At 54.4% G+C, this 13,099-nt stretch carries 9 protein-coding genes and 1 pseudogene; 2 read left to right on the top strand and 8 right to left on the bottom strand.

Going from position 1 to position 13,099, the window contains the following annotated elements:
• Window positions 1–41: 41 nt before the first annotated feature.
• Both ACFQI7_RS30945 and ACFQI7_RS30940 read right to left on the bottom strand, forming a co-directional pair.
• Window positions 42–1,007 (bottom strand): metallophosphoesterase family protein, encoded by a 966-nt coding sequence (locus ACFQI7_RS30945; protein ID WP_218101611.1) that lies wholly within the window; start codon window positions 1,005–1,007, stop codon window positions 42–44.
• A 123-nt stretch (window positions 1,008–1,130) separates the two neighbouring features.
• A complete protein-coding gene (locus ACFQI7_RS30940) occupies window positions 1,131–2,591 on the bottom strand; it encodes an ABC transporter substrate-binding protein (RefSeq protein WP_230415424.1) in 1,461 nt (486 codons plus the stop codon).
• Window positions 2,592–2,834: 243 nt separating this feature from the next.
• Here ACFQI7_RS30940 and ACFQI7_RS30935 point away from each other — a divergent pair.
• Window positions 2,835–3,565 (top strand): annotated as a pseudogene (locus ACFQI7_RS30935) (class I SAM-dependent methyltransferase).
• Window positions 3,566–3,746: 181 nt separating this feature from the next.
• Here ACFQI7_RS30935 and ACFQI7_RS30930 read toward each other — a convergent pair.
• From ACFQI7_RS30930 to ACFQI7_RS30905, 6 genes are all read right to left on the bottom strand, one after another.
• Window positions 3,747–4,628: a GNAT family N-acetyltransferase gene (locus tag ACFQI7_RS30930; protein WP_218101612.1), complete on the bottom strand. Its 882-nt coding sequence runs from the start codon at window positions 4,626–4,628 to the stop codon at window positions 3,747–3,749.
• A gap of 194 nt (window positions 4,629–4,822) precedes the next feature.
• Window positions 4,823–5,470 (bottom strand): spore cortex-lytic enzyme, encoded by a 648-nt coding sequence (gene sleB / locus ACFQI7_RS30925; protein ID WP_218101613.1) that lies wholly within the window; start codon window positions 5,468–5,470, stop codon window positions 4,823–4,825.
• Between the two features lie 178 nt (window positions 5,471–5,648).
• Window positions 5,649–7,871, bottom strand: a complete 2,223-nt coding sequence (locus tag ACFQI7_RS30920; RefSeq protein ID WP_218101614.1) for a methyl-accepting chemotaxis protein — start codon at window positions 7,869–7,871, stop codon at window positions 5,649–5,651.
• Window positions 7,872–8,137: 266 nt separating this feature from the next.
• A complete protein-coding gene (locus ACFQI7_RS30915) occupies window positions 8,138–9,724 on the bottom strand; it encodes a UDP-glucose--hexose-1-phosphate uridylyltransferase (protein ID WP_218101615.1) in 1,587 nt (528 codons plus the stop codon).
• 18 nt (window positions 9,725–9,742) lie between these two features.
• Window positions 9,743–10,729: a UDP-glucose 4-epimerase GalE gene (gene galE, locus ACFQI7_RS30910; RefSeq protein WP_218101616.1), complete on the bottom strand. Its 987-nt coding sequence runs from the start codon at window positions 10,727–10,729 to the stop codon at window positions 9,743–9,745.
• Between the two features lie 93 nt (window positions 10,730–10,822).
• A complete protein-coding gene (locus ACFQI7_RS30905) occupies window positions 10,823–11,995 on the bottom strand; it encodes a galactokinase (RefSeq protein WP_218101617.1) in 1,173 nt (390 codons plus the stop codon).
• 224 nt (window positions 11,996–12,219) lie between these two features.
• On the opposite strand from ACFQI7_RS30905, the gene ACFQI7_RS30900 reads away from it, so the two are divergent.
• On the top strand, window positions 12,220–13,098 hold the full coding sequence (locus tag ACFQI7_RS30900; RefSeq protein WP_218101618.1) for an AraC family transcriptional regulator: 879 nt from the start codon (window positions 12,220–12,222) through the stop codon (window positions 13,096–13,098).
• Window position 13,099 lies beyond the last annotated feature (1 nt).

The following is a 13,099-nucleotide window of genomic DNA, read 5'->3' as shown; positions in this document are numbered from 1 at the left end:
GGAAGGCGAACCGGGCTTCCTGCAATCCGTTGGGGTCGTACCTACTTGTATTTGAGTATATAGGAGCCGAGCCATCGCCGTTCATGGAACTCTCTTCCCTTGATCAGCACACGGTCCGAGTAGGCTTCCACGATAATCCCTTCGCTTCTGCCTTGATCCGGCGGATACGGCTCGTCCGAACCTTTGCGTGGGTCACCCACGGACGAGCAGTTGACCATAGTGAACTTATCGCGCACTACGGTTCGCGGCAGCAACAATTCAAAATGCGTATGCCCGGTGAACAAAATGGTCTGAGGATAAGCGGAAAGCCTTGTGCGAAGCTCTTCCGCCTGTACGATGCCTTTGTTCCCCGGCGTATCGCTGCCCGATACCGTCCCCGGAAGCGGCTGATGCAAGAAGACGAAGATCGGCTTTCCGTCTCTGTCCGCTTCTTTCAACTGCCGCGATAGCCATTCCAGCTGCGCCTTCGACAGGAAGGCGTTTTCCTTGTTGGATGGGTCCGTCTGCCGGTACCGCTCCGTTCCGAGAAAAAGAAAGGTGAAGCCTTTCTGGATTCGCTTGTAATATACTTTCGATTCGCCGCTCTGCCGCAAAAATCGGGAGACGGAGTCCTGCTCGGACTCCCCGTTCGGGAACGTCTCCATGGCCGGGCGGCGGAACCGGTCGTGCCATGCCTTATAAAACTCGTGGTTGCCAATCGTATAATACACCTTGGCAGGATGCGGATGACGTTCCAGTATACGGTTCAGCATCCGGTAGTCGTCCGGGTCTCCGTTGCCCAAATCCCCGTTAAGCACAAGCGCTTGCGTTTGTGGCGCCGCTTTCTTCAAATCGCCCAGGGCAGCGCCGAATTTGCGGATGGATCGCTTGTCCCAGCTCTGCACGTGAATATCGCTAAGTACGGCAAACGTCAAAGGCGGCGTGTCCGCGCGGACGTGTCCGGTCGTACCGATAAAGATTCCGATGGCCAGAATGAGGTTGGCTGCCGCTTTATTGCCGTTTCGCATGCCGCTTCCTCCTTTACCAGTTGTTACGTTACTATGCCCCGAACGATGGAGAATATCGCCCGGCGGAGCTCATACGAAAAAACCAGCGCCTTAAGTTACCGGCACTGGTTCTTCATATTACGTTTACGGCTTCTCCGCAGTCCCCGCCTTTTCCGCACTATCTTTGGCTTCCTGTTCCTGTCTCGCTTTAATTAATATTTCCTGGCCTTTTTCCTGCAATTGATTCAACGCATCGTCCGCCGTTTGCTTGCCGTCCACCACGTCCTGCACCGTCTGCGCCGCCAACTGGCTAAATGGAGTATAAAAACCGGCCGGAATTTTCTCGGCGCCTTTGTACAAGCTGTTCTCATTGGGCTTCAGCTTATAAAACGCCTCCATGTTATGACCGTCCTTATCTTTCAGGTACGCAACGCGCGACATTAGCCCGCCGGTAGTGGATTTGGACGTAATTCTTGCCATTTCTTCGCTGTTCACATACTTGATAAATTCCCAAGCCGCCCGCCGATTGTCCGTATCGCCACGGATAGCGAACAAGCTGTTGACCGATACGCTGCCCGCAACGTTCGGATTTTGCGGATCTACCGGCACGGTCACCATATCCCAGTTCACGGGATTGACGTCCTTCAGCGTTTCCTTCGCCTGTCGCAGCGTTTCGATCAGGTAAGAGCCGTCCATCGTCATGGCCACTCTTCCCGACACAAACAAATTCCTTTTCAAATAATCCTGCATCGTCTGCATCATCATCGGATTCGACGAATTCTGAGCGGTATAAAACGCGCCTGATTTCAGCGCATCTACCGTCAATTGCAGTGCGTTTTTCCACCCTTCCGACTTCATGCTCACCTTCATGCTGTTCGGATCGACAAAGGACAGCCCCTGCGTCCCGCCGATGGCGTTCCAATAATAGTAGCCGACATCTTTGCCGCCGTTCATCGAATAATTCGCCGCATAACCATAGATGCGCGCGTCGCCTTGCCCGTCGGTCGGAAACCGTTTGGCCAGTTGAATCAGCTCCGCCCAGCTCATCTGATCCTTAGGCAGCGGTACGCCGTGTTTCTCGAACAAATCTTTATTATAGAACAACGCCTGGCTGGAGAAATTCGGCGACAAGCCGTACAACTTGCCGTTTCCTTTTGCCTTGATATACTCGGTCACCGCAGGCAATATATTTTCCACGTCGAACTTGTCCTGCTTGATGACATCATCGATGGCGAACAGCTTTCCGTCCATCGCCCACTGCTCATACATATCCATCGAAGGAAACAGAAGAACATCCGGTTTCTCCGTCTCGATCAGTTTGGCGAATTCGACCTTGTAGTCGGTATTGGGGCCGTAGATGCCTTGCGTGGAAATAACATCGACGTCAATATTCGGATATTTGGCCATGAACAAATTGCCGAACTGCTGGAAAAACATGTTTTTGTCATAATACAGCACCTTGATGCTCGCCGTTTCGTTTTTCCCTAGCTGCTTCAACGTCCCGGCTGACTTTTCCGCCCCCGCTCCCGGCATACCCAGGCTGCAGCCCGACGTGAACATGGCCACCGCCAGGATGCAAATCATGATTACATACAACCGCTTCACTACGAACTCCTCCGTTCTTCTCCTATAAATCCATTGTTTTCCACATCCTAGTTATAGACGCGTCGCCATATCCAAATGTTACCTAAAAACTTTTTTAGAAACGACGAGTCTGAAGATCGTGATCGCAATCGACCAAAACTTCAAATCCATACTGGCACTCGCCGGCAAAGAAGTGATATTGTAGAATGCGTCTGGACCAAATTCCCACCGCAACCGAATCTATTCGATATGGAGGTGCCGAGAATGAAAGAGAAAGTGTTGGAGGCTTATTCGAGGCTGGTGAAAGATTACGAGCACAACGTCGATACGGAGAGCCCTTATAACGCACATTACGAGCGTCCGGCTATGATGAAGCTGTTGCCGGATGATATGAGCGGACTGGCCGTTCTCGATGCGGGATGCGCGGCGCCGGCTGGTACACGGAGCAATTGGTACAACGCGGTGCAACAACGACGGCGATCGATCTGAGCCCCGATATGGTGGAAGCGGCCAAGCGAAGAGTCGGCGGCCAAGCCCGAATAATAGCTTACGATATGAGCGAGCCGCTCCCGTTTCAAGACGAGACGTTCCATCATATTGTAAGCTCGTTAACCTTGCACTATATCGAAGACTGGGCGCCCGTATTCCGGCAATTCCATCGTGTTCTGAAGCCCGGCGGGCAGCTACTTTTTTCCGTCCATCATCCTTTTATGGACTTTACGATATTCCAGCGGCCGGACTATTACGCTCACGAGGTATTGGTCGATCAGTGGGATAAGAAGGAAGCGGGTTTGGTTGAGGTTACTTTTTACCGCAGACCGCTTCAAATGATCATTAACGAAACGACGGAGCGCTTTACGCTCGACCGCGTCGTTGAACCACAGCCTGTTGCAGCATTCCCGGAAACATCACCCGCTCCGCGATGGTATGAGCGCCTGATGAAGCAACCGCATTTCTTGATCGTGCAAGCGCACAAAGAAGGCAGAGGCGTATAACCGCCGTCGCCTTTTTCTTTTTTATACCTCGTTTTCGGCATTTCCATCGTTATCGTTTTCTTCCATAATACGAACGGCAAGTGGAATAACCGATTCAAGCATCCGCACTAAGCGCAGCAGAGCGTTCGCTCCGCTGCGCTATTGTAGACTTTTGCCGAGAACGGGAAACAATGAGCCCCTGCTATTGGCAAGCGTAATAATCATTAATGTTACACTCCACAAATCCTACGGATTTGTATAAACCAAGCGCGTGGGAATTGGTTGCCGCCACCTCCAGCGCCAGCTTTCCGGAAAGCCGTCTGGATCGTACCAGGCGAATGGCTTCGGCGAGAATGGCCCGGCCGTGACCTTTTCCGCGGTACTCCGGAAGAACGCAAAAGCCGAATATGAACCCGCCCCCGTGAAGTAGAATGTTCAGCTTTCCGATCGGAACGCCCTCCAGTTCGGCAATCAAACGCAGTTCTCCCTCGGATGCCGCAATGCGCCGATTGAACGTTTTGGCGTCGTTTTCCGATACGCCGAAACCGGACACATCCAACCTGACCAGCAGATTCAGATCCGATTCCACCGCAGGTCGCAAGGAAATTTGGCTGGCAGACGGTCCGGCAATACCCTCTTCATGGCTGTGTTCGTCCGATAACTCCATCCAATACTCTGAGAATTGATAAGCCGCGCCGAGATGTTCAGCCAAAGCATGGCCCGATTCCGATCCGCGCTGTACGATCAATATGCGGTTAGGAATTCCTCTGCGCTTACACTCATCTGTCGCAGCCTGCAACAGTTTGCGGAAAATGCCTTTCCTGCGGAAATCGGGATGTACCATTCCGCTTAATTCCGCCTCGCTAGGTTTCAGTACGTACATGCCCAGAAAGCCGACGATTTGTCCGTCGACAGTATACAGCCAGTCATTGATCTCTTCCCCACTCCGGCGCTCCACCATCTCCCAATTGAGCTTTAACGTAATACCGTCGTGCGTGTTGCAGCATTGTTCCAGCGCCCGCACTCGCTCTAACTGCGATTCGCTTAATTGGTGTACCGGGATGATGCCTGCTCTATGGAACAAAACAACTCCTCCTCTATTCAGTAGTACGGACGCCTACTCGTTGGCTCCGCAAGATCGCCTTCATTGTACACGGAAGAGATTCATCCGCGGTAAGTGTTTATTGGTTATATTTATTTTTTCTCGGACCTCCCGATTCGATAACGAGAAAAAACCAGCGCCTGACGGCACTGGTTACAATGTTGAGCCAGGTTCGATTATTTGGCAAAAATATGTTTTCCGATTTGGACCGTCTGCGGACGCGACCAGATCCAGGCGCTGGTAGCCGTATCCGGGTTAAAATAATAGAGCGCATTCCCCGTCGGGTCCCACCCGCGAACGGCATCAAAAGCCGCCAAGTAAGCGGTGCGGTTCGGCGTCAGCCAATATTGCCCGTCATCCACGGCCGTAAAGGCTCTCGACTGAAAAATGACGCCTTGTATCGTATTAGGAAATAACGACGACTGAATGCGATTCATCACGACCGCGCCTACGGCTACTTGTCCCGTATACGATTCTCCGCGAGCTTCGCTATATATGATACGAGCCATCATATCCATCTCGGTTTGGCTCAGCGAAAATTTCTTCAGCATCGCCCATGTGCGATCGCCCACAATACCGTCCGCCGGCAGTCCGTAATTTTGTTGAAAACGGCGTACGGCCGATGTAGTATTGGCCCCGTATTTTCCATCGAGCGGTTGCTCATAATAACCTAGAACCTTCAAACGGTACTGCACATCCCATACATCACCGCTTGCGCTACCCTGCTTGAGTGTCGCCGCCGCGGCACTGGCATGATCGGGAGGCGCAGCAAATGAAAAAAGAAACATACAAGCGCAAAATAATGCGATTGTCCATTTTTTCATATGATATCGACTCCTTTCGTCCATTCGATTGTACCGGGTGTCACAAGCGGCAACAACCCGCAATTATTGGCAAGCAGCAGGAAAAAAAATAACGCAAGCCCCGGATCAGGAGCTTGCGTTACAATGGTACCGTGCGATTTGGGCTTTATGACTTGCAATTAAAAATGATATATTTCCTCTATCTGCGGCGGGCTTCGGTAAGCCGGAATTGATTGACGAGCTGCTGCAAAAACGCGGTAATGGCTTCAACGTGATTCGAAGTATGCCGTACGCCACCGATATCGGTCAACAGCTCTTGAACGTGGCTTTCCACTTCCGTGGATATTTTCCGGTTGTCCATACTGACCGCGGCAATCTTCTCCATCAATTCCACGACTTCTTCGACGATTTGCGTTTTGAGAGAATCATCACCGCTTGCGCCGCTAAGCAGCTCGGAAGCGGCTGCCACCAGCTGCGTCCCTTCCTTCACGACCTGCGTACCTTCCTTCATAGAGGCAAACGCATTCTGCGCATTCCGGACGATCAATTGAACGGTATCGTGTATTTCCTCCGTCGATTTGCGTGTCAAATCGGCCAACTTGCGGATTTCCCCTGCCACCACGGCAAAGCCCCGGCCATGTTCACCGACGCGCGCTGCTTCGATGGATGCGTTCAGTGCAAGCAGGTTCGTCTGTGCCGATATCTCATCGATGACCTGCAGCACGCTGCGAATTTGCTGCGTCGTCTCCATAAACGTCATGATCGTATTATTCGTATCGGCCACCTTGGTGGAAATTTGCGACATTTTCTCGCCGATCCGCTCGACCTCGCTGTGCGCGACCTCAATTTGCTGCTTCGCCTTTTCTTCCAGGACGCGTAGCGTTCCCTGCATATCGCCGACGACGTCTTTCGCGACGTCGATATCTTTGAGCTGGCTGCGTATGCTGCCGATCATGTGATGAATCCGGTCGCTCACCCGTTCGGTAGAACCGGCCGTCGTGTCCGCCGATTCATTCAGCACCTGCTGGCTGACCAGCACCTCCTCCGCCGCCTGCTTCACCTGGAGCATGATGCCTTCGAGCGAATCGATCATATTATTGATCCATTTGGCCAGCTCCCGAGTCTCGTCCGCGGCGAAAGCATCCGGCTTCAGCCGCTGCGTCAAATCGCCTTTGCCTTCCGCGTTGATCCGGATAAACCGGTTGATCCGCTGCAGAGCGCTCACAACCGGCGCCACACCTTTCCGGTGAAGGACGGCGGATATGCCGAAGCCGCCAAGGAGTTGAAACGCTCCGATTAGAAGCGCTACCCACAGCGGCGACATTCCTCTGGAGACGATCAAATAAGCCAGCGCCGCGGTCAGGAGCCCGAATCCTAAAAGCAGCGAGAACTGAAGCAGAAACAGCTTCCAACCGATGCTGCGAATCCGGTATACTTCCTCCAGATCGCCTTCGCACATCATCCCCCATACGTCCGGGCAGTGCGGAAGCTGGAACGTAACGCCTTTGCCGATTACCGGGATATGCCGGTAATCCGAGTAGCCCGGGAAGGCAACGAACAAATTGTTTCCGTTCTTGATCGTATTCGCAACGCCGGGATGCAGTTCTCCGGTCGCCGGGTCGGTGAACATCAGCTCAAGCTCCGTATGTTCCTTTACAGTTACGATGCCCCAATCCGTCATTACACCGTCTTTCAAATTTTCGCCGTGCGTGAATGTGCGGTCCTCGAACCGGCTCCGCGACAGCGCCGTCCCGGGTACGATATGGTTCTGCAGGCCCGGCCGGGCCATGAAAATATAGTTGTCGCCCGAATCGGGATACACATGCCCCGACTCCCGCTGAATAAGGTCGCCGAGCACATCGTTCGGCACCCTGCCGCACAGCGCCCCGTTCCATTGCCCTTCTTCCATAATCGGAACGATGAAAAGCAGCGTCATTTTGTCGTGGAACGAAGAACTGCGGGGCCCGATCTTCAGCGTCATCAGGTCGGGATACGGTCCGAACAGGCACTTCCTGCCTTCGCCATTCCCTTTGGAATCGTGCAATCCGGGAAAGAACGGACTCTTCTCGTCATGCCGGGCGTCTAAATGCCCGCGGTATGTACTGAATGCAACCGTCCCTTGGCTGCTTAGCAAAAAAATTTCCGTAAAATCATTCGCGCGGTCCATCGCTTTGGCAAACAGCCGATCCCATAGCGACGAATCCGGCGCTTCCCATAAACCATCACCGTTTTTCGCGGAATGTAGCTGTTCAAGCAACCGATCCAAATGGCCCCAATATTCATTGGTCCAATCCTGGAGCAATTCCATCCGCGTATGTGCAATGCCTTCGAAAATATGCTCCACATCTTCCTTGGAGCCGCGATTTAAACGATACGACCGCCAGAGGGGCAACCCTTTTCTAATTCCAAGCCAATCAAACATATTATCCCCGCCCCCTTATCTCCGTGTTATCAATGTGTAATGTATTATAACATGAATTATAGTACTTTTGGTACAATCTTTTGTAATAAACTACTATTTATATCCCATGCATGCGAATTGTTAACACGTTTTCAGATTCAAACGAACCATGTCAGGTAGCTATCCGTTTCAGGTTAGACAATTTCGTTCCAATCGACTCCAAACTCGGTATAAGCGCAAAAAAATTCGCCCGCCAGCAGGCGGACGAATCCGGTCAAACGATGATCTTATTCCTGAAAGCCCAATTGCCGCAAAAATGTACGGAACCCATCCCGGCCTCTTTCGGTGCATTTATAGACGCCTGCATCGCGCAGCACGTCGGCAAACTTGCGGCCGACCTCGGTCCGCAGCGCTTCCGCCGCTTCTTCCGCGGACATCGCGGTGCCGTACCGTTCGATCAGCGCTTGAAGCCATGCGGCATGCTTCTGCAGCGGATGCTCCGGCTGCTGCCTAATGCGCTCATCCAGCGCGGATGCGCCGGTCAACAGCTCCGCCGCCTGCTCCAGCTCATCCTTCAACCGCCCCGGCAGCACGGCAAGACCCATGACTTCAATCAGCCCGATGTTCTCTTTCTTAATATGATGCAGCTCGCGGTGCGGATGGAAAATGCCGTCCGGGTGCTCTTCACTCGTACGGTTGTTGCGCAGCACAAGATCGAGCTCGAATTCGCCTGCCGCGTTGCTGCGCGCGATCGGCGTAATGGTGTTATGCGGCGTCTGCGCTCCTCCCGCTTCTTCGGTGAACGCAAGAAGGTCATGCGCCGGATCGCTGTACTGCTTCCACGATTCCAGAATGACGCCCGCAAGCTTCAGCAGCTGCTCGCGGTGATGGCTGGAAATACGGATCACCGACAGCGGCCAGCGGACGATTCCGAGCTTGACGCCCGCATAATCCGGATGGCTGAAACTTGCTTCGACCGGCGCCTTCTCCATCGGGAACGTATGACGGCCGCCTTGAAAATGGTCGTGATTCAATATCGATCCCCCGACGATCGGCAAATCGGCGTTGGAGCCGATAAAATAATGCGGGAACTGTTCGATGAAATCAAGCAGACGTTCGAACGTCTGCTTCGACGTCTTCATCGGACGGTGTTCGCGGTCGAAAATGATGCTGTGCTCGTTATAATACACATAAGGAGAATATTGCAAATACCACGGCTCTCCGGTCAGTTCCAGCGGAATGACGCGCAAGTTTTGCCGGGCCGGATGGTTGACCCGTCCCGCGTACCCGACATTGTCGATGCACAGCAAACATTTGGGATAATGGCTTTGCGGCGCATTTTTGAGCAATGCGATTTCGCGCGGATCTTTTTCCGGCTTCGAGAGATTGACCGTGATCTCCAGATCGCCGAATTCGGTCGGCGCAAGCCAATACATGTTTTTTCGTATCCGGTCCATGCGGATGTAGTTGGAATCGATGCACAGCTTATAGAACTCGTCCGTCGCCTGCCGGATTCCGTCCCGTCTCGCCGCAGTCCAGAACCGGTGTACGACCTCCGACGGCCGCGGCATCAAGTATCCCATCATGCGCGCATCGAGCAGGTCGCGCAGCGTCGTGTTATTGTCTTCAAGCACGCTGATCTCCGCTGCATAGTCGAGCAACGGCTCAAGCAGCTCGTCCGGGCTTTCCGCCGCATCTTCGCTGGTCTCGCCTTCATACGGCTCGCCGATCCTCAGAAGATCGAGCAAGCTATTACGGGCCGCATACGCGTCAAGCGGCTCAAGCAGCTTATGGCGCAATCCGAACTGCAGCAGACGCTTGATGCCGTACGCGGCTTCCCGTTCGCGCGACGTAGAAATGGTTGTATCCTTCATCGCTTTCCCCTCCCAGCCTTACTTGTCGTAGCCGTCCCGATGAGCCTGGTGCCACTTCCAGGCGGAAGCGATAATCTGCTCCATGCTGTCGCGCTTCGGCTTCCATCCGAGCTCGACACGCGCGCGTTCCGAGGAAGCGATCAGCGTCGCAGGGTCGCCCGCGCGGCGCGCCTCGATCACCGCCGGAATCGGATGTCCGGTAACGCTGCGGGCGATCTCGATCACTTGCTTCACCGAGAATCCTGTGCCGCTGCCGAGGTTATAAATCCCGCTCTCTCCGCCGGCGCGAAGCTTCTCGACGGCAAGAATATGAGCGTCCGCCAAATCGGTGACATGAATGTAGTCGCGGATGCACGTGCCGTCCGCTGTCGCGTAATCGTCTCCGAAGACCGAAATATGCGGCCGCTGCCCTAACGCCACTTGCAGCACGAGCGGCACCAGATGCGTCTCCGGCGAGTGATCTTCGCCGATACGCCCGCCTTCGTGCGCCCCGGCTGCATTGAAATAGCGCAAGGATACGTGCTTGATCCCGTGGGCCGTGTCGAACCAGCGCATCATTTTTTCCATCGCCAGCTTCGTTTCTCCGTATGCGTTTGTCGGGAGCGTCCGGTCCGTCTCCAGAATCGGGACGTTCTCCGGCTCGCCATATGTCGCCGCTGTCGAAGAGAATACGATCTTCTTTACGCCGTATTCGTTCATTTTTTCCAGCAGGCATAGCGTGCCGTAAACGTTGTTATGATAATATTTTCCCGGATTTTGCATGCTTTCGCCGACCAGCGAGTTCGCCGCAAAGTGAATGACGGCGTCGATCTCGTTTTCTTTGAACACCGTATCCATGAAATCGGCATCCCGCAAATCGCCTGCGTATAGCTTGCCGCCCAGCAGCGCATCGCGGTGCCCCTGCTGCAGGTTGTCAACGATAACGACCTGTTCCCCCTTGTCGAGCAGCTCCGCCACCGTATGCGATCCGATATATCCCGCTCCGCCTGTAACCAATATCGCCATATGAATCACGCCTTCCGCCTGAATTGTTGTTACATTGCCATGTAACGCCTTCTATCGCCTTCGCTTACATCACCGTTCGTCCGGCCTTGCCGTTTAAGCCAACTCCGTCACGCCGTCTCCGATATCGCATACGTAAAAGTCCGCCGTCAGCCCTGTTTTCTCCTTGTATACGCGGCCGACTTCGTCCTTGAACCGCTCGATGCTGTCCTCGTGCACGAGCGATACCGTGCAACCGCCGAAGCCCGCACCGGTCATGCGCGAGCCGAGCACCCCGGGAACGGCCAGTGCCGCTTCCACCATCGTGTCCAGTTCAAAGCCGGTCACTTCGTACAAATCGCGGAGGGAATTGTGCGAGCCGATCATGAGCTGTCCGAATGCGGCCAAGTCCCCCTGCTCCAATACCTTCATCGATTGCAGCACGCGGTCGATCTCTTCCACGACGTGCTGGGCGCGCCGGCGCACGGTTTCGTCCTGGATCAAATGCTGCGACTCGTTGAACTGTGCAAGCGACAGCTGGCCGAGCAGCGTCAGCTCCGGATATTTCGCCTTCAGCTCCTGAACCGCTTGCTCGCACTGCGCGCGTCTTTCGTTATACGCGGAATCGACGAGCCCGCGCTTTTTGTTCGTGTTGCCGATCACAAGACGGTACGCGCCGCTTTGGAACGGCACATGCTTGTATTCGAGCGTATCGCACATCAGCAAAATCGCATGATCCTTCTTGCCCATCGCCACCGCGAACTGATCCATGATGCCGCATTTGACGCCGATGAATTCGTTCTCCGTCTTCTGTGCGAGCAGCGCGATGTCCACTTTATCCGCCGGGTGGCCTTCCAGCGTCAGCAGCGCGAACGCCGTCACCACTTCAATCGAAGCGGAGGAGGAAAGGCCCGAACCGTTCGGAATGGCCCCGCTGTAAAGCAGGTCGTAGCCGCCTACGGACAAATTGCGATTTTGCAGTTCGCGAATGACGCCTTTCGGGTAATTCATCCACTCGTCTTCCCCGCGGTACGTCATGTCCTGAATGGATATATGTTTGCGCAGCGGAAAATTGGTAGAGGCAAAGCCCACCTGGCCGTCGCTTCGCTTGCGGGCGAGCAGCGTCGTGCCGAACGTCAGCGCCGCCGGAAACACGTAGCCTCCGTTGTAGTCCGTATGCTCGCCGATCAGATTGACGCGGCCCGGCGCGTGAAATACGTGTACCGGGTGCTCGCCGGATTCTCCGTAAAACTCCTTGAACGTCTGCTGCATTGCCTGAATTTGTGCCATAACCTCAGTCACCTCGTCGATTGGTTTGTTTGGTATACGATTTTCCGTTGAACGCGTAGAATCTTCTGTCATGATGTAAAGTATAGCTTGCGCTTCCTAAATTCACTATGGAACGATGTAATTCCTGCATGGAAAAATGTTAGATTTTACGATATAGTCATCCGCAGGTTCATGATATACTTCTACGTAAACGACCGAAGTCCGGTATAAAGGAGCCAAGCGCTATGTCCATTCCTGCACCGCCCAAACGTCCGGAAAGCTACTACGTCGTCTCGAACCCCAGGCCCGGTATCGATTCCGGGAGGCTGAGCGTGCTTTTTTCCGGCCATAGCCAGACAAAGCCCGGCCATAGGCCCGGGCCGAAAATCGTCGACTATTACTTGCTTCATCATATCGTATCCGGGAAAGGCGTCTACACGTGCCAAGGGCGCACTTACGAGCTCGGCGCAGGCGACAGCTTCCTGATCGAGCCCGGAAAACTGATCAACTATATGGCCGATCTGGAAGACCCGTGGCATTACCGCTGGATCGCCTTCGAGGGAACGGAAGCCGCAACCATGCTCCGGGACATCGGGCTCAGCTCCGAGCAGCCGATCGTGCACACCGGGAACAAGCGGCATATCGCCGTGCTTTTTCATCAGGTGCAAAGCGCCTTCCAGTCGCGCAGTCCCGGCTCCAACCTGAAGGCGAACGGCTGCCTGCAGCTGCTCCTAGGCGAGTACGCCGATGCGTTGATGCCGCAGCAAAAAAACGCGCCGGAGCTAACATCCGGCGGCGACCAGATCGTGCAGCAGGCGCTAAACTACTTATCCGCGCAATATGCGGAGCCGATTACCATCGAGCTGATGGCGGCGGCGCTCGGCTACAATCGCGCTTATTTGTCCACGCTGTTCAAGCAGCACACCGGCCTGACGCCGGTCACCTTCCTGCAAAGGCTGCGGCTCGACAAAGCGCGGCACCTGCTGCGGGAACGGCTCGAGCTGACGGTCGAACAAATCGCTTCCTCCGTCGGCTTCCAGGACCCGCTCTATTTCTCGAAGCAGTTCAAGCGTCATTACGCCATCGCTCCTACGGAATACCGCAGCTCCCTTGTCAAACGGTAAC

It is taken from the genome of Paenibacillus allorhizosphaerae, from assembly GCF_042659105.1.
Taxonomy (GTDB): Bacteria; Bacillota; Bacilli; order Paenibacillales; family NBRC-103111; genus Paenibacillus_G; species Paenibacillus_G allorhizosphaerae.
This window is presented reverse-complemented; position numbering and strand designations above follow the sequence as displayed.